Annotated in this window: 19 protein-coding genes; 7 read left to right on the top strand and 12 right to left on the bottom strand. The window is 63.5% G+C overall.

The genetic code is table 11. The annotated features are described in order from the left end of the window. The first annotated feature begins 4 nt into the window (after positions 1-4). The 4 genes from ACK6AU_RS24025 (at position 5) to gcvH (ending at position 4,517) form a co-directional block, all read left to right on the top strand. A complete protein-coding gene (locus ACK6AU_RS24025; protein ID WP_409301822.1) occupies positions 5-1,006 on the top strand; it encodes an extracellular solute-binding protein in 1,002 nt (333 codons plus the stop codon). 219 nt (positions 1,007-1,225) lie between these two features. Beyond that, positions 1,226-2,842 (top strand): iron ABC transporter permease, encoded by a 1,617-nt coding sequence (locus tag ACK6AU_RS24020; RefSeq protein WP_185696956.1) that lies wholly within the window; start codon positions 1,226-1,228, stop codon positions 2,840-2,842. Positions 2,843-2,996: 154 nt separating this feature from the next. Continuing rightward, positions 2,997-4,079, top strand: coding sequence for a glycine cleavage system aminomethyltransferase GcvT (gene gcvT, locus ACK6AU_RS24015; RefSeq protein ID WP_185696957.1), 1,083 nt, complete (start codon positions 2,997-2,999; stop codon positions 4,077-4,079). 54 nt (positions 4,080-4,133) lie between these two features. Next, positions 4,134-4,517: a glycine cleavage system protein GcvH gene (gcvH, locus tag ACK6AU_RS24010; RefSeq protein WP_068576033.1), complete on the top strand. Its 384-nt coding sequence runs from the start codon at positions 4,134-4,136 to the stop codon at positions 4,515-4,517. Positions 4,518-4,559: 42 nt separating this feature from the next. Here the strand turns inward: gcvH and ACK6AU_RS24005 are convergent, their stop codons facing one another. Beyond that, positions 4,560-5,699: a DegT/DnrJ/EryC1/StrS aminotransferase family protein gene (locus ACK6AU_RS24005; protein WP_185696958.1), complete on the bottom strand. Its 1,140-nt coding sequence runs from the start codon at positions 5,697-5,699 to the stop codon at positions 4,560-4,562. A 189-nt stretch (positions 5,700-5,888) separates the two neighbouring features. Between ACK6AU_RS24005 and gcvP the strand changes: the two genes are divergently transcribed. Beyond that, positions 5,889-8,753, top strand: a complete 2,865-nt coding sequence (gene gcvP, locus ACK6AU_RS24000) for an aminomethyl-transferring glycine dehydrogenase (RefSeq protein WP_409301818.1) — start codon at positions 5,889-5,891, stop codon at positions 8,751-8,753. On the opposite strand, the gene ACK6AU_RS23995 is transcribed toward gcvP, so the two are convergent. The 6 genes from ACK6AU_RS23995 to ACK6AU_RS23970 form a co-directional block, all read right to left on the bottom strand. Then, the gene (locus ACK6AU_RS23995) at positions 8,744-9,676 is read right to left on the bottom strand and encodes a fumarylacetoacetate hydrolase (protein ID WP_409301816.1); all 933 of its coding nucleotides are present in this window, start codon (positions 9,674-9,676) and stop codon (positions 8,744-8,746) included. The two genes, gcvP and ACK6AU_RS23995, sit on opposite strands and share 10 nt — an antisense overlap. Further along, positions 9,669-10,961, bottom strand: coding sequence for an MFS transporter (locus ACK6AU_RS23990; protein WP_409301814.1), 1,293 nt, complete (start codon positions 10,959-10,961; stop codon positions 9,669-9,671). The genes ACK6AU_RS23995 and ACK6AU_RS23990 overlap by 8 nt, the downstream gene beginning before the upstream one ends. A 112-nt stretch (positions 10,962-11,073) precedes the next feature. Beyond that, positions 11,074-12,123, bottom strand: coding sequence for a type III polyketide synthase (locus ACK6AU_RS23985; protein ID WP_031320680.1), 1,050 nt, complete (start codon positions 12,121-12,123; stop codon positions 11,074-11,076). A gap of 206 nt (positions 12,124-12,329) precedes the next feature. Then, positions 12,330-12,770: a Zn-ribbon domain-containing OB-fold protein gene (locus ACK6AU_RS23980; protein ID WP_053133774.1), complete on the bottom strand. Its 441-nt coding sequence runs from the start codon at positions 12,768-12,770 to the stop codon at positions 12,330-12,332. Between the two features lie 12 nt (positions 12,771-12,782). After that, positions 12,783-13,979, bottom strand: coding sequence for a thiolase family protein (locus ACK6AU_RS23975; RefSeq protein ID WP_031320678.1), 1,197 nt, complete (start codon positions 13,977-13,979; stop codon positions 12,783-12,785). Positions 13,980-14,008: 29 nt separating this feature from the next. Then, positions 14,009-15,097 (bottom strand): hydroxymethylglutaryl-CoA synthase, encoded by a 1,089-nt coding sequence (locus ACK6AU_RS23970; protein ID WP_221775068.1) that lies wholly within the window; start codon positions 15,095-15,097, stop codon positions 14,009-14,011. A 452-nt stretch (positions 15,098-15,549) separates the two neighbouring features. Between ACK6AU_RS23970 and ACK6AU_RS23965 the strand changes: the two genes are divergently transcribed. Then, complete coding sequence (locus tag ACK6AU_RS23965) at positions 15,550-16,152, top strand: TetR/AcrR family transcriptional regulator (RefSeq protein WP_185696961.1); 603 nt, start codon at positions 15,550-15,552, stop codon at positions 16,150-16,152. A 52-nt stretch (positions 16,153-16,204) separates the two neighbouring features. Here ACK6AU_RS23965 and ACK6AU_RS23960 read toward each other — a convergent pair whose 3' ends face one another. Then, a complete protein-coding gene (locus ACK6AU_RS23960; RefSeq protein ID WP_185696962.1) occupies positions 16,205-17,089 on the bottom strand; it encodes a DAPG hydrolase family protein in 885 nt (294 codons plus the stop codon). A gap of 140 nt (positions 17,090-17,229) precedes the next feature. Here ACK6AU_RS23960 and ACK6AU_RS23955 point away from each other — a divergent pair, with 140 nt between their 5' ends. After that, positions 17,230-17,904, top strand: a complete 675-nt coding sequence (locus tag ACK6AU_RS23955; RefSeq protein ID WP_185696963.1) for a TetR/AcrR family transcriptional regulator — start codon at positions 17,230-17,232, stop codon at positions 17,902-17,904. 69 nt (positions 17,905-17,973) lie between these two features. On the opposite strand, the gene ACK6AU_RS23950 is transcribed toward ACK6AU_RS23955, so the two are convergent. The 4 genes from ACK6AU_RS23950 to ACK6AU_RS23935 form a co-directional block, all read right to left on the bottom strand. Then, positions 17,974-18,291, bottom strand: a complete 318-nt coding sequence (locus ACK6AU_RS23950; RefSeq protein ID WP_185696964.1) for a DUF2388 domain-containing protein — start codon at positions 18,289-18,291, stop codon at positions 17,974-17,976. Between the two features lie 71 nt (positions 18,292-18,362). After that, positions 18,363-18,812 carry an NfeD family protein gene (locus tag ACK6AU_RS23945; protein ID WP_185696965.1) on the bottom strand — a complete coding sequence of 150 codons (450 nt, stop codon included), beginning with the start codon at positions 18,810-18,812 and terminating at the stop codon, positions 18,363-18,365. Positions 18,813-18,822: 10 nt separating this feature from the next. Next, positions 18,823-19,743, bottom strand: a complete 921-nt coding sequence (locus ACK6AU_RS23940; RefSeq protein WP_185696966.1) for an SPFH domain-containing protein — start codon at positions 19,741-19,743, stop codon at positions 18,823-18,825. Positions 19,744-19,788: 45 nt separating this feature from the next. Then, the coding region (locus ACK6AU_RS23935; protein ID WP_409301809.1) for a methyl-accepting chemotaxis protein at positions 19,789-20,296 on the bottom strand (508 nt) is incomplete at its 5' end.

Here is a 20,296-nt window from a genome sequence, read left to right as displayed (position 1 = left end):
TCCCATGTTGGCACCGAAGCGTCTACTGACCGCCCTGGCACTCACCCTCATCGCCGGCACCGCCCAGGCCGCCGACGAAGTGGTGGTCTACTCCTCGCGTATCGACGAGCTGATCAAGCCGGTGTTCGATGCCTACACCCAGAAGACCGGGGTGAAGATCAAGTTCATCACCGACAAGGAAGCGCCGCTGATGCAGCGCATCAAGGCCGAGGGCGAGAACGCCACTGCCGACCTGCTGCTGACCGTGGACGCCGGCAACCTCTGGCAGGCCGAGCAGATGGGCATCCTGCAGCCCTTCACCTCCAAGGTCATCGACAGCAACATTCCCCTGCAATACCGCTCTTCCAGCCACGCCTGGACCGGCCTGAGCCTGCGGGCGCGGACCCTGGCCTACTCCACCGAGCGGGTCAAGCCGGGCGAGCTGACCACCTACGAGGCCCTGGCCGGCAAGCAATGGGAAGGCCGCCTGTGCCTGCGCACTGCGAAGAAGGTCTACAACCAGTCGTTGACCGCCACCCTGATCGAGACCCACGGCGCGGACAAGACCGAGGAAATCCTCAAGGGCTGGGTCAACAACCTGTCCACCGATGTGTTCTCCGACGACATCGCCGTGCTGGAAGCCATCAACGCCGGCCAGTGCGACGTGGGTATCGTCAACACCTACTACTACGGCCGCCTGCACAAGCAGAAACCGAACCTGGCGGTGAAGCTGTTCTGGCCGAACCAGGGCGATCGCGGAGTGCACGTCAACCTGTCGGGAATCGGCCTGACCCAGCATGCACCGCATCCGGAGGCCGCCAAGGCGCTGGTGGAATGGATGACCACTCCTGAAGCGCAGAAGATCTTCGCCGACGTCAACCAGGAGTTCCCGGCCAACCCGGCGGTGGCGCCGTCCGCCGAAGTCGCCAGCTGGGGCAAGTTCGTGGCCGATACCCTGCCGGTGGAAATCGCCGGCAAGCGCCAGGCCGAGGCCATCCGCCTGATGGACCGCGCTGGCTGGAACTGAGCCTACCGTTATACTGCGCCCCGCTTTTGCGGGGCGTTTTCTTTCGCGGCCCAGCTTTTTGTGACGAGGGAGCGTGCTCCCGCTTCAGCGCGCGGCGCTGGCAAACCCTGATTTCGTGAGTCAACTGTCGGAGTGGGTCTGCAACCCTTGGGGCGGCTCCCTCGCCACGCGTGTCTTGCACCAGTATTTTTGTCTGTTCAATCTGCCCGAGAGCTTTTTGTGGCCCATCCCGCCCAACGTCGTTGGTATCCCCTGGTCTTTGCCGTCGCGGCCCTGGTCCTGCTGCCGCTGAGCGTACTGCTGTTTTCCTGGCAGGCGGTCGACCAACAGATCTGGTCCCACCTGTGGGAGACCCAGATGCCGCGCCTGCTCGGCAATACCCTGACCCTGGTGCTCGGGGTCGGCGTCGGGGTCACGTTGCTCGGGGTGAGCCTGGCCTGGCTCACCAGCCTCTGCGAATTCCCCGGGCGGCGCTGGCTGGACTGGGCGCTGATGCTGCCGTTCGCGATCCCGGCCTATGTGCTGGCCTTCGTCTTCGTCGGCCTGCTGGACTTTTCCGGGCCAGTGCAAAGCCTGTTGCGGGAGTGGTTCGGCAGTGGCCTGCGGCTGCCCAGGGTGCGCTCCACCGGCGGGGTCATCCTGGTGCTGGTGCTGGTGTTCTACCCCTACGTCTACCTGCTGGCGCGCAGTGCCTTCCTGGCCCAGGGCAAGGGCTTGATGGAGGCCGCGCGGGTGCTCGGGCAATCGCCCTGGCAGGCCTTCTGGCGCGTGGCCCTGCCCATGGCCCGACCGGCCATCGGCGCCGGCGTGGCCCTGGCGTTGATGGAGACCCTGGCGGACTTCGGCGCGGTGGCGGTGTTCAACTTCGACACCTTCACCACGGCCATCTACAAGACCTGGTACGGCTTCTTCAGCCTGTCCAGCGCCGCGCAGCTGGCCAGCCTGTTGCTGCTGGCGGTGATGCTGGTGCTGTACGGCGAGCGGCGTGCCCGGGGCGCCAGCCGTACCGGCAACGAGCGCCCTCGGGGCAAGGCCCTGTACCAGCTGCGGGGATTCAAGGCGCTGGCGGCCAGTGGCTGGTGCCTGCTGGTGTTCGCCTGCGCCTTCGTGATTCCGCTGCTGCAACTGCTGGCGTGGTTCTGGCAGCGTGGGCGCTTCGATCTGGACGAGCGCTACGCCGGCCTGATCGTCCACACCTTGTACCTGGGCGGCATGGCGGCCCTGATAACGGTCAGCGTGGCCTTGCTGCTGGCCTTCGCCCGGCGCCTGGCGCCGACCCGGGGCATCCAGGCGGGCGTCAGCCTGGCCAACCTGGGCTACGCCTTGCCGGGGTCGGTGCTGGCGGTGTCGATCATGTTGGCCTTCAGCTACCTGGATCGCGAACTGGTGATCCCGCTGTCCGCCTGGCTGGGCGGAGCTGGCAAGCCCTGGTTGCTGGGCAGCCTCTGCGCCTTGTTGCTGGCCTACCTGGTGCGCTTCATCGCCGTGGCCTACGGCCCCCTGGAAACCAGCCTGGAGCGCATCCGCCCGTCACTGCCGGAAGCCGCCCGCAGCCTGGGAGTCGGTGGCCCGCGACTGTTTTTCAAAGTGTATCTCCCGCTGCTGCTACCCGGGACCTTGAGCGCCGCCCTGCTGGTGTTCGTCGATGTGCTCAAGGAAATGCCCGCCACCTTGCTGATGCGCCCGTTCGGCTGGGACACCCTGGCGGTGCGGATTTTCGAAATGACCAGTGAGGGAGAGTGGGCGCGGGCTTCGCTGCCGGCCCTGACCCTGGTGCTGGTGGGACTGTTGCCGGTGATCGGCCTGATCCGTCGCTCGGCCCATCGAATCGGTTAGGTGTCAGCCCGCCACCTTGCGGCTACAATGCGCGGCATTCGGTGCGGTCTGTTGTTTGGCCGGGACGCTGGAACCGGCTGGAAGCCATGTATTCCAAGGCTTTCACCTTTGCAGCGCCAGGCCGCACCCTCGCCACGCCCGGAAGGAGAAACCCATGGGACAGCGTACGCCTCTGTATGACCTGCATCTCGCCCTCGGCGCGAAAATGGTCGATTTTGGCGGTTGGGATATGCCCTTGCATTACGGCTCGCAAGTCGAGGAACACCATCAAGTGCGCCGGGATTGCGGAGTGTTCGATGTATCCCACATGACCGTGATCGATGTCGACGGCGACCAGGCCAAGGCTTGGCTCCAGCACTTGCTGGCCAATGACGTCGAGCGCCTGCAAAGCCCCGGCCAGGCCTTGTACAGCGCCATGCTCAACGAGCAGGGCGGCATCGTCGACGACATGATCGTCTACCGTCTCCAAGACAGTTATCGCCTGGTGGTCAACGCCGCGACCCGCCAGCAGGACCTGGCCTGGATGCAGGCCCACCTGGGCGACTTCCAGGTCCGGCTGCGCGAGCGGGCGGAACTGGCCATGCTGGCGATCCAGGGGCCCCAGGCGCGCCAGCGCATCGCCGAGCTGGTGAGCCAGCCCCGGGCCACCCTGATCCAGCAACTCAAGCCTTTCGAGGGCCGTGCCGACGGTGACTGGTTCATCGCCCGCACCGGCTACACCGGTGAAGACGGCCTGGAGATCGTCCTGCCCGCCGAGCAGGCGCCGGCCTTTTTCAACGACCTGGTGGGCGCGGGCATCTCGCCCATCGGCCTTGGCGCCCGTGACACCCTGCGCCTGGAAGCCGGCATGAACCTCTATGGCCAGGACATCCACCAGCAGGTTTCACCCTTGGTGGCGAACATGGCCTGGAGCATCGCCTGGGAGCCGGCTACGCGCCAGTTCATCGGTCGTGCCGCCCTGGAAGCGGAGCGGGCGGGTGGAATACAGCACAAACTGGTGGGCCTGGTGCTCGAGGAACGTGGCGTCCTGCGGGCGCATCAGGTGGTACGCATCGCCGATGTTGGCGAAGGTGAGATCACCAGTGGTAGTTTCTCCCCTACGCTGAGCAAGTCGATTGCCCTGGCGCGGGTACCGATGGCCACCGGCGATCGGGCCGAAGTGGAAATCCGTGGCAAGTGGTACCCGGTGCGGGTAGTCAAACCGACCTTCGTGCGCCATGGCAAAACCTTGATCTAACATTTTTGCAGCCGGCATTGCGCCGCTGATCATTTCTTCTTGAGGACATAGAACATGAGCGATATCCCTGCCCACCTGCGTTTTGCCGAAAGCCACGAATGGGCCCGCCTGGAAGCCGATGGCAGCGTGACCGTGGGTATTAGCGACCACGCCCAGGAGGCCCTGGGCGACGTGGTATTCGTCGAGCTGACCGAAGTCGGCAAGGTGTTCGGGGCAGGGGACCAGGCCGGCGTCGTGGAGTCGGTCAAGGCCGCTTCGGACATCTACGCCCCGGTGGCGGGTGAAGTGATCGAGGTCAACGAGGAGCTGAGCGCCAGCCCTGAACTGCTCAACAGCGAGCCGTACGACGCCTGGATCTTCAAGCTCAAACCGGCCAATCCGGCGGACCTGGAAAAATTGCTGGACGCCGCAGGCTACAAGGCCTCCATCGGCGAATAAGGCATACGCGGCCGGCCCTCGAGCGGGCCGGCCGCGAGTCCATTACCTCTGCAACACCTCTTTGACCGCGGCTACCGCGCGCTCCACATCGCTCTTGTCCATCGCCGTGAACATTGGCAACGACACGATCAGGCGTCCCACCCGTTCCGCTACCGGGAACATCCCTTCCTTGAAGCCGCGCTCGCGGTAAAGGCTCAACAGGTGAATCGGCGGGTAGTGATAGCCGATGCCGATACCCCGTTGCTGCATCTGCTCCATGAAGGTCGCGCGGGCCGGCTGGCCATCCTGGCGCTCGGGCAATACCAGCTGGAACAGGTGCCAGTTGCTGTTGCTGAAGTCCGCAGGTGGCAGCTGGGCGCCGTAGCGTTCCTGGAAATCGCTGCCGAAGCATTCGAAATAGTGCCGGGCCAGCTCGCGGCGGTGGGCGGTGATCGCCTCGATATGGGCAAACTGCCCGAGGCCGATGGCCGCGGCGACGTCGGTCATGTTGAACTTGCCGCCCAGCACATCCACGTCCAGGCCGTCGTGGCCGCTGCGGGTCACCCCTTGCAGGCGATATTTCTCGGCCAGGCGCGCTTCTTCCGGGGTATTGAGCACCAGGCAGCCACCTTCGGAGCAGGTGACGTTCTTGTTGGCCTGGAAGCTGAACGACACGAAGTCGCCGCCCGCGCCGATGCGCTGGCCGTTCCAGCTGGAGCCCAGGGCCTGGGCGGCGTCCTCCACTACCCGCAGGCCATGCTTGCTGGCCAGGGCGTAGAGGCGGTCCATGTCCAGCGGCAGGCCGGCCAGGTACACCGGGATGATGGCCTTGGTGCGCGGGGTGATGGCGGCCTCGACCTGGTCCAGGTCGAGGTTGCGGGTTACCGGGTCGATGTCGGCGAACACCGGCGTGGCGCCCACTTCGAGGATCACGTTGGCGGTGGCGACCCAGGAGATCGGCGTGGTGATCACTTCGTCGCCCGGGCCGATGCCGGCGATGCGCAGGGCGATCTCCATGGTGCAGGTGCCGGAGTTGAAGGTGCGCACGGTGCGGCCGCCGCAGAACTGCGAAAGCTGCGCCTCGAAGGCCTGGACCTTGGGACCGCTGGTGATCCAGCCCGAGCGCAGCACCTCGCCGACGGCGGCGATGGTGGGTTCATCGATGGTGGGTTTGGAGAACGGCAGGAAAGGCAGTTGGCTCATGACGATGGGACACCCGATAAGCGGACGCTGGGAACATGGATTGAGGCGCGCCGGGGGGCGCGCTGACGCCCAGCATGATGGTCCCGAATGCCTCGGGACGCCAGAGCGTCGAGGGGCAGAATCGGCTGCTATGCTGCTTGGCACCCTGTCGCATCGACGCTGAGCGCCGTTCATCGGAGAGAGACTGCCATGCCATCCCTGACCCAGCTACGTGAGCCCAATGCATTTCTCGACCGGCACCTGGGACCCGATGCCCAGGAGCAGCAAGCCATGCTTGCCAGCCTCGGGCTCGGCAGCCGGGTCGAGCTGATCGAGCAGACGGTGCCGCCGGCCATTCGCTTCAATCGAGCCCTGGACCTGCCACCGGCCCTCGACGAGACGGCGGCCCTGGCGCGGCTCAAGGGCTATGCGGCGCAGAACCAGGTCTGGACCAGCCTGATCGGCATGGGTTACCACGGCACTCGCACGCCCAACGTGATCCTGCGCAACGTGCTGGAAAACCCCGGCTGGTACACCGCCTATACCCCTTACCAGCCGGAGATCGCCCAGGGCCGGCTCGAGGCGCTGCTGAATTTCCAGCAGATGACCATCGACCTCACCGGCCTCGACCTGGCCAATGCCTCGCTGCTGGACGAAGCCACCGCCGCGGCCGAGGCCATGGCCATGGCCAGCCGTGTGGCCAAGTCCGGGAGCAAGCGGTTCTTCGTCGACGAACATTGCCATCCGCAGACCCTCTCGGTGCTGCGGACCCGGGCCGAGGGCTTGGGTTTCGAACTGGTGGTCGATAGCCTCGACAAGCTGCCTGGGCACGAGGTCTTCGGCGCCTTGTTGCAGTACCCGGATACCCACGGCGAGATCCGCGACCTGCGGCCGCTGATCGATCAATTGCATGCCCGCCAGGCCCTGGCCTGCGTCGCCACCGACCTGCTCAGCCTGTTGCTGCTGACCCCGCCTGGCGAGCTGGGTGCGGACGTGGTGCTGGGTTCGTCCCAGCGCTTTGGCGTGCCCATGGGCTACGGTGGTCCCCACGCGGCCTTTTTCGCCTGCCGCGACGAATACAAGCGGGCCATGCCCGGACGCATCATCGGCGTGTCCCGTGATGCCCGGGGCCAGGTGGCGCTGCGCATGGCCTTGCAGACCCGCGAGCAGCACATCCGCCGCGAGAAGGCCAACTCCAATATCTGCACCGCCCAGGTGCTACTGGCCAACATCGCCGCTTTCTACGCGGTGTACCACGGCCCCAAGGGGCTCAAGCGCATCGCCCAGCGGGTGCACCGGCTGACCTGCATTCTCGCTGCGGGGCTGGAGCGCCATGGCATCGCCCGGGTCAACCGGCACTTCTTCGACACCCTGACCCTGGAGGTGGGCGGCAGCCAGACCGCGATCATCGAGAGCGCCAGGGCCCAGCGGATCAACTTGCGGATCCTCGGCCGTGGCCGGCTGGGCCTGAGCCTCGACGAGACCTGCGACGAAACCACCGTCGCCCGGTTGCTGGATGTGTTCCTGGGCGCCGACCACGGCCTGGACGTAGCCGTGCTGGATGCCGAGGAGCTGGAGTCCGGCCTGCCCGATGAGCTGCTGCGCCGCAGCCCGGTGCTGGAGCATCCGGTGTTCAGTGCCCATCACAGCGAGACCCGGATGCTGCGTTACCTCAAGCAGTTGGAGAACAAGGACCTGGCGCTCAACCAGTCGATGATTCCCCTGGGCTCCTGCACCATGAAGCTCAACGCCAGCAGCGAGATGATCCCCATCACCTGGCCGGAGTTCGCCGACCTGCACCCCTTCGCGCCCCGGGAGCAGGCCGCCGGCTACCGCTTGATGATCGAGGAGCTGGAGCGCTGGCTGTGCGCGATCACCGGTTTCGATGCCATCTGCATGCAGCCCAACTCCGGGGCCCAGGGCGAATATGCCGGGCTTTTGGCCATCCGCCGCTACCACGAGAGCCGTCGGCAAGGGCAACGCAATATCTGCCTGATCCCGGCCTCGGCCCACGGCACCAACCCGGCCTCGGCGCAGATGGCCGGGATGCAGGTGGTGATCGTCGAGTGCGACGAGGCCGGCAACGTCGACCTGGCGGACCTGGCGGCCAAGGCCGCGCAGGCCGGCGAGCGCTTGTCCTGCCTGATGGCGACCTATCCCTCGACCCATGGGGTCTATGAAGAAGGCATCCGCCAGATCTGCGAAGTCGTCCACAGCCATGGCGGCCAGGTGTACATGGATGGTGCCAACCTCAATGCCCAGGTGGGCCTGGCCCGGCCCGCAGACATCGGCGCCGACGTCTCGCACATGAACCTGCACAAGACCTTCTGCATTCCCCACGGCGGCGGTGGCCCGGGCATGGGGCCGATCGGCGTGCGCGCACACCTGGCGCCCTTCGTCGCCAACCACCCGGTGGTGCCGATTGATGGCCCGTTGCCCCAGAACGATGCGGTCAGCGCCGCGCCCTGGGGCAGTGCGAGCATTCTGCCCATCAGCTGGATGTACATCGCCATGATGGGGCCGCAGCTGGCCGATGCCAGCGAGGTGGCGATCCTCGCCGCCAACTACCTGGCCACCCAGCTCAGCGGCGCCTTTCCGGTGCTCTACAGCGGGCGCAACGGGCGGGTGGCCCATGAGTGCATTCTCGACCTGCGGCCCTTGAAGGCGTTGACCGGGATTACCGAGGAGGACGTGGCCAAGCGCCTGATGGATTACGGCTTCCATGCGCCGACCATGTCGTTCCCGGTGCCGGGCACGCTGATGGTCGAGCCCACGGAGAGTGAGTCCAAGGCCGAGCTGGACCGGTTTGTCGAGGCCATGCTGAGCATTCGCGCCGAGATCGCCCAGGTCCAGGAGGGCCAGTGGCCGGCCGAGGACAATCCGCTCAAGGGCGCGCCCCATACCCTGGCCGATATCACTGGCGCCTGGACGCGGGCCTACGGCATCGAGCAGGCGGTCTTGCCCAGTGCCCATGTGCGGGCCCACAAGTACTGGCCGGCGGTGAACCGGGTGGACAATGTCTACGGCGACCGCAATCTCTTCTGCGCCTGCGTACCGGTGGACGCCTACCGCTGAGCCGGTTGCCAGGCCGACCGGGCAGCCTGGGCGCGGATCCGGCGCGGCTGGGCGTCGAGAGGGTACAGGTGCAGCAGTTCTTCCTCGACGACCTGGTTGCTCAGGCCCAGCTCCAGTTCCGGGCAGTCCAGGTCCAGCCAGTCGCCGTGTTGCAGTTGCAGTTCGCTCTCGCGCCGGCTGGCGCTGTGGAACACATAGTGGACCATGCCCGGCTGCAGGAACTGTTCGTGCTGTTCGAGGAAGGCCTGGGAGTACTTGCGAATCGCCCCCCAGGCCTGCTGGTCGAGGCGGTAGCTGAGGTAGGACAGCTGCGCGCCCTGGCGCTCGACCCGGACGTTGAGCGACAGGCTGCCCTGCAGCTCGCCGAGGATCAGCGCCGGGGTGATCGCGCAGTGGCGCAGGCGCGACTGCGCGCAGGAGCTGGCGTCCTGGCGGCTCAGCAGCGGGTCGCGGATGTCATGGCCGAGGCTGAAGCCTACGAACCGCAGCTGGCCGAAATGATCCACCAGGTACACGCAGACCACCCCGGGTTGGCTGGCGATGCTCAGGGCGTGATAAGGAACGGTCAGTGGTTCGCCGTCGGTCTTGAGCAGGCTGCCATTGCCCTTGTAGAACCAGCCCTGGTGGGTGTGCTGGGTATTGAGGGTGACTTCGCTGACCTGGGCCAGCAGGCTGTCGCTGGGCTTGAGGGGCGGGCGCAACGGGCCTTCCTGGCGTCCGTCGACGGCGAGTTGGGGATGGGCCGGCAGGCTGCGCAAGTGCTCGTTCCAGTCCAGGTGCCGCCGGGCGCAGAACTGCAGGGTCTCGTACAACCCGCCATGTTCGGAGAGCGCCCGCACACTGCGGCCATTGTGCAAATCGAACAGCCCGATGGCGCGCTGGTCCTTGTGGCAGACATCCAGCAACAGCAGGTAATCATCCATGATTCTCTAGTCCTCGATCGGCAAGGGGGCGGGAAGGCAAGGGGCGTGGTTCCAGGCTTGGTGCGCGGCCGGGCTCGAGGGCGTTTTCCTTGAGCAGCAACGACAGCAGCAGGCCGGCCAGGCTGCCGCTCAGGGCGACATACAGGATCGACGGCAGGCCGAAATGATTGGCGGCGAACCCGGCTACCGCCGGCGACAGCCCGCCACCGAGGATCTCGCCGAGGCCCACGACGATCCCGGTCGCAGTGGGCAGCAGGGCCGCGGGCACCGACTCGCTGGTCAGCGGGCCGACGGTCATGCAGATCAGGCTGAAGTTGAAGAATGACAGCAGGAACAACAACAGGAACAGCAACCAGGGAATGGCCGGGCTGACGATCAGCAGGCCGACCAGGGTGCTACTGCTCATGAAGCACGCCGAGACCACCGGCTTGCGCCCCAGGCGATCGGACATCCCGGGGATGATCAACTGGCCGATGAAGCCGCCCAGGCCGATGGCCGAGATGATGAAGGCCATGGACAGGGTTTCCAGGTGCAGGTAGTCGGTCAGGTAGCTGGGCAGCATGGCGCAGAGCACGAACTGGCAGGTGAGGATGCAGAACATGATCAGGATGTTCAGGCTCACGTTGCCGCTCTTGAAGGCTGCCAGCCAGCGCGTCCCGGCATGGCCGCAGGCCTGGTCGGTGGTGGGTGCCGGCTGTGGCCGGTAGACCTTCCACAGGTAGGCGGCCAGTACCAGGCCCGGCAGCGAGATGATGGCGAATACGGCACGCCAGGAGCCGGTCATCTGCAACAGGCTGGCGGCGATCAGCGGGCCCAGGCACAGGCCGAGAATCGGGAACAGCGCCTGCTGGATTCCCAGGTTCAGGCCACGTCGGCCGGGACGCGACACTTCGTTGGTGACGATGATGCTGGTGGGCGTGAAGGCACCTTCGCAGATGCCCATCAACCCGCGCAGGATCACCAGTCCCAGCACGCCGGTGGCCAGCGCGGAAAAACCGGACAGCAAGGACAGGACGGTGATGGACACCACCAGCACGCGGCGGGTGCCCAGGCGTTCGATCACGCTGCCCATGCCCAGGGCCGACAGGCCCCAGGTGAAGGCCAGCGCGGCGGACAGATAGCCCAGGTCCTGATAGTCCAGGTGCAGGTCATGCATGATCACCGGGAACAGCGGCAGGATGATGAAGCGATCCAGCCCCACCAGCCCGAAGCTCAATGACAGCAATAGCACCATGGATCTTTCGTAGCGGCTGTTGGCCGCCGTGATTGGCATTCCAGTGTTCATCGCTCAGCTTCCTTGGCAAACCATGAACTCGGCGCGAGGCGCCGTGGAGGGTACGGCCTGACGCTGCCTTGTAGCCCGGCAGCGTCAGGTCGGACAGACGCGGGGTTTCACATCAGGCGGTCCATTGGCCGACCGCCATCTCCGCGGTGAAGCCCGGGCCGAAGGCCGCCAGCAGGCCGATATCGCCTTTGTTCAGGTTGGAATCGAACTGGCGCTTGAGGACGTCGAACACCACCACGCTGGCGATGTTGCCGGCCTCGGACAGGCTGCTGCGCGATTGCGAGACGCGGTTCGACGCCAGGTCCAGGTGCATCACCAGTTCGTCGAGGATCTTGCGGCCGCCGGTGTGGAAGATGAAGAAGTCGTTGTGCGCGCAGTTCTGCTCGAAGCTCTCGTAGTTGAGGCGCTCCATGACCGGTGCCACGTCCTTGATGGAGTTCATCACCGCCTTGTCGAGGGTGAAGTGGAAGCCGGTGTCCTTTACGTCGTACTTGATGTAGTGCTCGCTCTTGGGCAGGAAGTACGACTCGGTCTTCTTGATCTTGAAGCCGCCGGCCTGGTCGTCGGCACGCAGTACGCAGGCCGAGACCGCATCGCCGAACAGCGCCGCCGAGATGAAGGCGTGCAGCTTGGTGTCGTCCGGCTGGTAGCACAGCGAGGAGAACTCCAGGGACACGATCAGCACGTGGTTGCGCGCATCGAGGCTGGCGAAATCGTTGGCCCGGTTGATCGCCGCGGCACCGGCCACACAGCCCAGCTGGGCGATCGGCAGTTGCACGGTGGAGGTGGGCAGGCCCAGGTCGTTGATCAGGTGCGCGGTCAGCGACGGCATCATGAAGCCGGTGCAGGAAGTGACGATCACCATGCGGATGTCGCTGATCTGCAGCCCGGCATTCTCGATGGCCTGGCGTGCGGCGGCCGACGACATCTGCCGTGCTTCACGCTCGTAGACGATGCTGCGGTGGGTGAAGCCGGTGTGGACCGCCAGCTCGTCGATCGGCAGCACCAGGTGGCGCTCGTTGACCTCGGTGTTGGCGATCATGCGCTTGGCCAGGGCCATGCGGGGGTGGTCGGCGTGCAGGCCTTCCAGGTGATCGACCATCTGCTGCTGGGTGATCTTGTGTTTCGGAAACATTACGTGTGGGAGGCAAAGAGTAGACATGACCCATCCTTGGCCGTATTCAGGCCAATAAGTAAGTGTTGGGGAGTGTCCCCGTTAATAGGCAATAGAATTCATAGAGCCCAAGAAAACCGGGGCCCAAGGGCAACTTCCAGAACTGAAGTTGCCGCTGATGCAGCTTTTAAGTTGGATTTTATTTTTATGGCTTACTTCAAGGTGCCTTTTGGCAAGGCACCTTGAACAACACGTTATTTATCCAGAACGAACTTGTAGGCGTATTGCCAGGCCAGGTTGCTTTCGCGCACATGCTTGCGCACCACCATGCGCACCGGCGCGCCGACCTTCAGTTGCTGGGCATCGCAGACATCGACGATTTCCGAGGCGATCACCAGGCCGTCGTCCAGGCGGACCATGGCCATGCAGCGCGGTACGGTCTCGCCATAGCCCATGGCCGCCAGGATCGGGTTGTCGGCGTGGGCCATGACTTCGATCTTCCCGGTGCGGGCGCAACGATAGGGCTTCACGCTCATGGAGTTGCAAGCGCCGCAGACCGTACGCCGGGGGAAGAAGATCTCGTTGCACTCTTCGCACTGGCTGCCTTCGAGGCGGTACTTGCCACCATGCTCGCGCCATTCGCGGAGCATGCTGGCGGTGGTCATTCTGTGGATCTGTTCTGGGTACATGGACATGGTCCGGGCTCCTTAGTCGTTCGAGAGGACAATCACCGAGTTGTGCGCCGCATAACCGCCAAGGTTCTGCGACACGCCGATGCGTGCGCCCTTGACCTGGTTGTCGGCTTCACCCCTCAGCTGCCGGAACAGCTCGGTGATGTGCAGGATGCCGTCGCAGCCGGAAGCATGGCCGCGGCCGATGTTGCCGCCGTCGGTGTTCAGTGGCAGCTGGCCGTCCAGGGCGATACCGCCTTCGAGAACGAAGTCGCCAGCCTGGCCCTTGCCGCAGACGCCCATGGATTCCATCTGGATCAGGCCGGCGCCGAGCAGGTCGTAGACCTGGGCGACGTCGATGTCCTTGGGGGTGATCCCGGCTTTCTTGTAGGCAATCTCCGCGCAAGCGATGGAGTTGGCCGAGACGGCCATGCCCACGTCCTTGGGCAGGCCCGGGTGATGCAGGGTCGGGTTGTGGAAGCGGGTACCGAAGTAGTGGGAAACCCCGGTATAGGCGCAACCCCGCACGAACACCGGTTTGTCGGTGTACTTGTGGGCCAGGTGCTCGGCGACCAGGATCGCGCAGCCACTGGCTTCGCCCCAGGCCAGCATCGAGCCGCAGGCTTCACTGTTCTTCAGCGCTTCCAGGGTCGGGATCGCCTGGCCATAGCGGGTGGCGGTAGGGGTGTTGTGCGCATAGATGCGCATCTGCCGGCCAAAGGTGGCCAGGACGTCGGCTTCGCGGCCGGCATAACCGAACTTCTGGAAGTACTCGGCGGTCGCCAGGGCGAAAGCGTCGGTGTGGGAGATGCCGAGGAAGTAGTCGTACTCGCATTCGGTACTGGAACCGATGTATTCGGCATAGTTGAAGTGGTCGGTCATCTTCTCGAAACCGCCGCACAGAACGATGTCGTACTCCCCGGAAGCCACCATCTGATGGCCCATTTGGAAGGATACCGAGCTGCTGGTGCAGTTGGCGGTGCTCATGAAAGTCGGCGCCGGGCTGATCCCCAGGGCGTCGGAAATGGTCGGGCCCAGGCCGCCATATTCGGAGATGCCTTCACCGTGATAACCATAGGCAACGCCCTGGATTTCACGGGGGTGCATCTTGGCATCCTTGATGGCCTTGTAGGCGGACTCGACGATCATTTCCTTGAACGTCTGCCGAACTCGTGAACTACCGGGCTTCGGCGTATAGGCAGCCGAAACTATTGCAACACGACGTGCGCACATGTACATGCTCCTTGCGTAGACAGGCGTAATCAGAGATAGGCGGTCAGGGCATAGTCAGCCCGCAGGTACTTGAACTCGTACTTGATGGACGTGCCGTAATCGACATAGGTCTTGTTCTCGAGCAGCTGGCGCAGCGGCTTGTTGCGCTTCTGGTACTGCTCGATGGCGTCGGTGACGGTCAGGGCGATGGCGTCGCTGCCGGCGCCGAAACCGTAGGACACCATGAGGATCTTCTGTCCTGGACGGGCCTGGTCCAGGACGTTGATCAGGCCCAGCAACGGGCTGGCCGCCCCGGTATCACCGACGTTGCCGGCGTAGATGCCCGGTTCGATCTGCTTGGCGTTGAAGCCCAGGTGCTTGCCCAGGGAGTAGGGCGTGGACACCAGGTTTTGCTGGAACACCACGTAGTCGTAGTCGGCGGCGCTGGTGTGCAGCTTGGCCATCAGCCCTTCGGCGGCGCGGCGGGTCTGGTCTTCCAGGCCGATGCTGTTCTTGTCCGACCCCAGGCCCATCCCGGAACGAATGTAGCGATCGCCCTGGGGACGGATGTTGTCGGCGATGTCGGCGGCGCAAGAGAAGCTGCCATCGAATTCGGCGATGACATTCTCGGTGCCGACCAGCAGCGCGGCGGCGCCGGCACCGGCATAGGATTCGGTCAGGTCGCCGGGAGCGGTGTTGCGGTTGATGGTGTCGGCGCCGATGGCCAGGGCGCTGCCGGTCATGCCCGAGGCCACCAGGGCCTGGCAGATCTGCAGGGCGGAGGTACCGGATTTGCCGGCGAACTGGACGTCGGCGCAATAGGCGTCGTAGCCGCTGCCGAGCATTTCCAGGATGATCGAGGCCGAGGCCCGCGAGTCATAGGGGTTGGTGCAGGTTCCCAGGTACAGGGCCTGGAGTTCATGGCCGGGGACTTTGTCCAGGGCCCGTTGTGCTGCCAGTACGCCGAGGGTGATGACATCTTCATCCGGCTGCAGCACGGCTCTTTCGGTGACGCCCAGGTTCTCCTCGACCAGCTTGAGGTCGGTGTTCTTCCAGACGTTGATGACTTCCTGCACTTTGAGGCGGCAGACCGGAATGCCCGCGCCATAGCTGACTATGCCTACTTTTTTCACGTTCATTTTCCTCTTGATTCCATTCTCTTCAGAAAACTGGGGCGTGCCTGCTTCGGGAGCAGTCTTGAAACATATGGAAAACTGTTTTGCTGCCTTCAACTGGCCGGCGTCATGCAAACCCGCAAAGTAGAGCGGTTCTTCTATGGAAGAAAGCCAGGCGAAAGCAGTTTTTTTTTCACCTCGTTATGTTATAATACGGAACGTTTCGTTTAATAAGAATCTAGGGTGATCTTTGTTCTTGAAAGCAAAAGATTGAAGCCTTGAATTCGAAGTCGTACCTGTCTAATGCCCCGTATTAATTGGCTGTGAGGCAATAATCAAAAAATCTAGATGGACCGGTACAAGAAATTCGTAGATCTCTTTAGAATGAAACGAAACGGACCGTTTCATTTCGATTCGGGGGAATCCTATACTCTGCGTTGCGTTTGTCAAGCGCCCTGCCTGGAGATTTTTTTATCGTGGCTCGTACACCATCTCGCAGCTCCATCGGCTCTTTGCGAAGTCCTCATACTCATAAAGCCATCCTCACTTCCACTATCGAAATCCTTAAGGAATGCGGCTATTCCGGGCTCAGTATCGAGTCTGTGGCTCGTCGAGCCGGTGCCAGCAAACCGACGATCTACCGCTGGTGGACGAACAAGGCGGCGTTGATCGCAGAAGTCTACGAAAACGAGAGCGAACAAGTTAGAAAGGCTCCTGATCTCGGCTCTTTCAAGAAAGATCTCGATTTTTTGCTGCGCAATCTCTGGAAAGTCTGGAGGGAAACCATTTGCGGGGAAGCTTTCCGTTGCGTGATAGCTGAAGCGCAACTGGATCCAGCAACATTGATCCAGCTCAAGGATCAATTCATGGAGCGCAGGAGGGAGTTGCCCAGAAAGCTGGTGGAGAATGCCATCAGCAATGGTGAGTTGCCCAAGGACACCAACCGTGAATTGTTGCTCGATATGATCTTCGGTTTTTGCTGGTATCGACTGCTGACCGAGCAGTTGACGATGGAGCAGGACATCGAGGAGTTCACTTGCATGTTGATCAACGGTATTTGCCCTGGTGCACAACGTTGATTCATTCCAACCACCGAGCCCGCGAACATCGTGGGCTCGGTGGTTTAGTGCTTCAAGCTGAAGGCTTCGCGAACTCCCGATACAGATCCGGAAGAAAGCTGGCCAGGTGGTTGAACTCGCACATGTCGTGTACGGCGAATTCATAGGCCAGGGTTTCCAGCTCGGTGGCACCCAAGCCGTTTTCCCCGAGGATGGCCGCCGCCTTTTCTGCCCCGGGAAAACGGGCCATGGAAGGATGTGCGCCGACCCAGTAGCGGCTGGTCAAGTACATGCCGCCCGGTACCTCCTTGAACAAGTGCACCATCAATGAGACCGGCACCTGTGGATGATCGGCCAGGCTCATCAGGGCGCTGACGCTGCCGTCGATCTTCGCTTCGCGATAAAGATCGGGGTCCAGGCCCAGCTTGCCTGGCTCCTGGAAGTCGATATGCAGGTGCATCAGGCGGTCGCCGACATACTCCGAGGCGCAGAAGGTGTTGCCGTACAGTCGCTCTTCGAAGCTCAAGGATTCGTCGCACAGGCGCTGATGCTTCACACAAGGGTTGCTGACATGGGCATAGGGGAACCACAGGGTGTAACGCTCCGACTCCAGCGGGTGCCATATGAACCACCACTTGAACATGTCGGCTGTGCAGTCGGGAAAGAACTTGCGGCTTTGCACATAGGCCATCGGCCCCGGCAGCAGGGCATAGCCGGACTCCTCGCTGACGAAGTCCGGATCGAGCAGGCGATTGATGTCCTCGATGCTCGGGGTGAGGGTGTCCTTCAGGGGCATGGGGCCTTGCTGGATCTTGCGCACGGCGGACAGCGGCACCTGCATGTCCCCGCGAAAGTACTTGGCGTAGGGCTTGTTCCTGACCTCCGCCTGGTTATGCAGGAACAGCTTCTGCATGGGCAGGGAGAAGTAGGTGAAGGGAGTCATGACGCGTGCTTCCATGCTGATATCCTTTGGCTGAATAGACGAGTAGCCGCCACTTCACAGCAACCTTGGAGCCTGGTTGAACGAGAAACTGGCGCTTTGTAGCTAAGCAGTCCATAAACAAAAGTCAAATTTGAATTTAACTTAGTGAGGAACTCATGGTCGTTCCCGTTTCCCCGCAGGCAGCTGTAGTTCGTGCACCGCGCCAGGATGGCCAGGCGACTCGCCAGCAGATTCTGGAGATGGCCGGTCAATTGTTTGCCGAGCTGGGGTATGCCAATACCACCAGCAAGCAGATCTGCGAGAGCTCCAGGGCCAACAATGCGTCGGTCAACTATCACTTCGAGAACAAGGACGGCCTGTATCGGGCGGTGTTGCGCGAGGCCCATGACCGCCTGGTTGGAATAGAAACCATGATCAGCCTGAGCGAGAGCCAGCAAAGCCCTGAAGACAAGCTGCGGGCGATCATCACCATGCTGATCGAGGGCCTGGGGAGCGCGCGCCAGGGCTGGGCCTTGAAGGTGCTGACCCGCGAGTTGCTGTCGCCCTCTTCGGTCCTGCCCGAGGTGCTCGAGGAGCAGGCCTTCCCCAAGGCGCTGATCGTGCGCACCATCCTTGGCCAGATCATGCAGCGTTCGCCCGACGATCCAGCCACCTTGCGCTGTGCGGTCAACGTATTCGCGCCCTGCCTGTTCCTGCTGATCGCCCATGGCCAGTTGCAGCGCAATGTGCTGCCCGGCTTGCAGCTCGATCCGCCCGAGTTGATCGAACACATGATGAGCTATGCGCTGGCCGGTTTGCAGGCGGTGTCCCGGGCCGCCAAGGCCGGTTAGGGATCTGCCAGGCAAAAAAACGCCGCCCCTGGGGGCGGCGTTTGCTGTGCGCTATCCCTGGGACGATCCTTACTCCTGGGCTACGGCGTTCTTCGCCAGGATGGCGTTGGCCAATTCCATGTCGCTGGCCTGCAGGCCAGGATTCTCGGAGCGGACCTTCTGGATAGCGGCCTCCAGGTACGGGCCGCGGATGCTGCCCTGGCTGGCGACGAAGCTGCCAGCGTCGTCCTGGGCGGCGACGATCAGCTTGTGATCCTTGAAGGTCAGGTAGGTGGAACCTGTGGTCGCACCGGAGGAAATGACGTTACGCCAGAAGGTGTCGGCCATTGCCGAACCTACGGGGAGCGACAGCAGGGCAATTGTGGCGACAGCTGTTTTCAGACGCATGATGGGTGACTCCGACTAGGGGGGAACTACAGCGTTTGATTCTAGTTTCCCCGGTCGAGTTCCGTGACCGTTCAGTCGAGATTTTCGACCAGCAGGATCGTTCCTTCCTGGCCCACCACCCGGACTCGCGCGCCCTCTGGAGCGTCAGTGCCCTTGGCGATCCAGACGCCATCGGCAACCTTGATCCGGCCCCGGCCGTTGACGATCGCCTGATGCACCACGAAGGTCTTGCCGATCAGCTCGCGGCCCCGCAGGTTGAGGTTCGGCTGGTCGCTGGCGCGGATCGCGCTGCGCTGGCGTCGCCACCAGTACAGGGCGGTCAGCAGGGACAGCAGGCCGAATAGCAGCAATTGCGCTTCCCACGCCAGGCTCGGGACCAGGAACGCCAGGACTCCCACGCAGATCGCGGCCAAGCCGATCCATAGCAGGTAGCCGCCGGCACCGAACACCTCGAGGATCAGCAGGACGGTGCCCAGGGCCAGCCAGTCCCAGAATGAAAGCGCTTGCAGGAATGCCGACATGGCGGTCGCCTCAGGTCTTCTTGCCGTCGAAGGTGGCCTTGACGATCTCGCTGATGCCGCCCACGGCACCGATCACCTGGCTGGCCTCCAGCGGCATCAGGATCACCTTGGTGTTGTTGGCCGAGGCCAGCTTGCCCAGGGTGTCGACGTACTTCTGCGCCACGAAGTAGTTGATCGCCTGGACGTTGCCGCTGGCGATGGCTGCGGACACCACCTGGGTCGCCCGGGCCTCCGCCTCGGCTTGGCGCTCACGGGCCTCGGATTCGAGGAAGGCCGCCTGGCGCTCGCCCTCGGCTTCCAGAATCTGCGCCTGCTTCTTGCCCTCCGCGGTAAGGATGGCCGCCGCCCGCAGGCCCTCGGCTTCGAGGATTTGCGCACGCTTGACCCGTTCGGCCTTCATCTGCCCGGACATGGCAGCCATCAGGTCGGCCGGTGGGCTGATGTCCTTGATCTCGATGCGGGTGATCTTGATTCCCCAGGGCGCGGTGGCTTCGTCCACGGTCTTCAGCAGTTTCTCGTTGATCGCGTCACGTTGACTGAGCATCGCGTCCAGTTCCATGGAGCCCAGCACGGTGCGGATGTTGGTCTGCAGCAGGTTGCGCACGGCATGCTCGAGGTTGTTGACCTCATAGGCGGCCTGGGCAGTGTTGACCACCTGGAAGAAGCACACCGCATCGATCTGCACCGTGGCGTTGTCGGATGTGATGACCTCCTGGGGCGGGATGTCGAGGACGTTCTCCATGACGTTGAGCTTGCGCCCGATACGGTCCATCACCGGGATGATGATGTTCAACCCTGGCTTGAGGGTGGTGGTGTAGCGGCCGAAACGCTCCACGGTCCACTGGTAGCCCTGGGGCACCACCTTGAAGCCCATGAACACCAGGGCCACGGCCAGGCCGACGAAAAGTAGCAGCACGCTTGTGATCTGCATCAGGCTCACCTGTTCAAGTGTTGGTCCATGGGGCTGGACTCGGCTTCACAGCTGGAAGCGCGTGACCGAGGTCTGCAGGGTGGCTACCGAGCTCTCCATCTGTTCCACCGTAAGGCTCAGGTCGCGCATGGCCTGGCTGTTGCGCCGGGCCACTTCACTGATCATTTCCACTCGCTGGGCGACTTCGCTGCTGGCCTTGGATTGTTCGCCGATGGTGTGGGAGATCTCCTGGACCATCAGCGCCGAGCGCTGGGCGCCCTGGCGGATTTCGTTGATCGAGGTACCCGCCTGCTGGGCCATGTTCACCCCCTCGTTCACCCGGCTGACTCCGGTCTGCATGCTGCTGACCGCTTGTTCGGTGGTCTCCCGGATGCGCTGGATCATGCCGGTGATCTCCCGGGTCGATTGCGCGGTACGTGCCGCCAGGTTGCGGACTTCGTCGGCGACCACGGCGAAGCCACGTCCGGCCTCGCCGGCGCGGGCGGCCTCGATGGCGGCGTTGAGCGCCAACAGGTTGGTCCGTTCGGCGATGCTGTTGATCACCTGGATGATC

Origin of the sequence: Pseudomonas sp. KCJK8993, from assembly GCF_046230915.1 — a bacterium.
In the GTDB taxonomy this organism is placed as follows: domain Bacteria; phylum Pseudomonadota; class Gammaproteobacteria; order Pseudomonadales; family Pseudomonadaceae; genus Aquipseudomonas; species Aquipseudomonas piscis.
Note: the sequence above shows the minus strand (reverse complement) of the source record. Positions and strands in the feature narration are given on the sequence as shown.

Bases quoted from the DNA above. Each gene is read 5' to 3' on its own strand.
- ACK6AU_RS24025 (WP_409301822.1), top strand. From the start codon at position 5: ATGTTGGCACCGAAGCGTCTACTGACCGCCCTGGCACTCACCCTCATC.
- gcvT (WP_185696957.1), top strand. From the start codon at position 2,997: ATGGGACAGCGTACGCCTCTGTATGACCTGCATCTCGCCCTCGGCGCG.
- gcvH (WP_068576033.1), top strand. From the start codon at position 4,134: ATGAGCGATATCCCTGCCCACCTGCGTTTTGCCGAAAGCCACGAATGG.
- ACK6AU_RS24005 (WP_185696958.1), bottom strand. From the start codon at position 5,699: ATGAGCCAACTGCCTTTCCTGCCGTTCTCCAAACCCACCATCGATGAA.
- gcvP (WP_409301818.1), top strand. From the start codon at position 5,889: ATGCCATCCCTGACCCAGCTACGTGAGCCCAATGCATTTCTCGACCGG.
- ACK6AU_RS23995 (WP_409301816.1), bottom strand. From the start codon at position 9,676: ATGGATGATTACCTGCTGTTGCTGGATGTCTGCCACAAGGACCAGCGC.
- ACK6AU_RS23990 (WP_409301814.1), bottom strand. From the start codon at position 10,961: ATGAACACTGGAATGCCAATCACGGCGGCCAACAGCCGCTACGAAAGA.
- ACK6AU_RS23985 (WP_031320680.1), bottom strand. From the start codon at position 12,123: ATGTCTACTCTTTGCCTCCCACACGTAATGTTTCCGAAACACAAGATC.
- ACK6AU_RS23980 (WP_053133774.1), bottom strand. From the start codon at position 12,770: ATGTCCATGTACCCAGAACAGATCCACAGAATGACCACCGCCAGCATG.
- ACK6AU_RS23975 (WP_031320678.1), bottom strand. From the start codon at position 13,979: ATGTGCGCACGTCGTGTTGCAATAGTTTCGGCTGCCTATACGCCGAAG.
- ACK6AU_RS23970 (WP_221775068.1), bottom strand. From the start codon at position 15,097: ATGAACGTGAAAAAAGTAGGCATAGTCAGCTATGGCGCGGGCATTCCG.
- ACK6AU_RS23960 (WP_185696962.1), bottom strand. From the start codon at position 17,089: ATGGAAGCACGCGTCATGACTCCCTTCACCTACTTCTCCCTGCCCATG.
- ACK6AU_RS23955 (WP_185696963.1), top strand. From the start codon at position 17,230: ATGGTCGTTCCCGTTTCCCCGCAGGCAGCTGTAGTTCGTGCACCGCGC.
- ACK6AU_RS23950 (WP_185696964.1), bottom strand. From the start codon at position 18,291: ATGCGTCTGAAAACAGCTGTCGCCACAATTGCCCTGCTGTCGCTCCCC.
- ACK6AU_RS23945 (WP_185696965.1), bottom strand. From the start codon at position 18,812: ATGTCGGCATTCCTGCAAGCGCTTTCATTCTGGGACTGGCTGGCCCTG.
- ACK6AU_RS23940 (WP_185696966.1), bottom strand. From the start codon at position 19,743: ATGCAGATCACAAGCGTGCTGCTACTTTTCGTCGGCCTGGCCGTGGCC.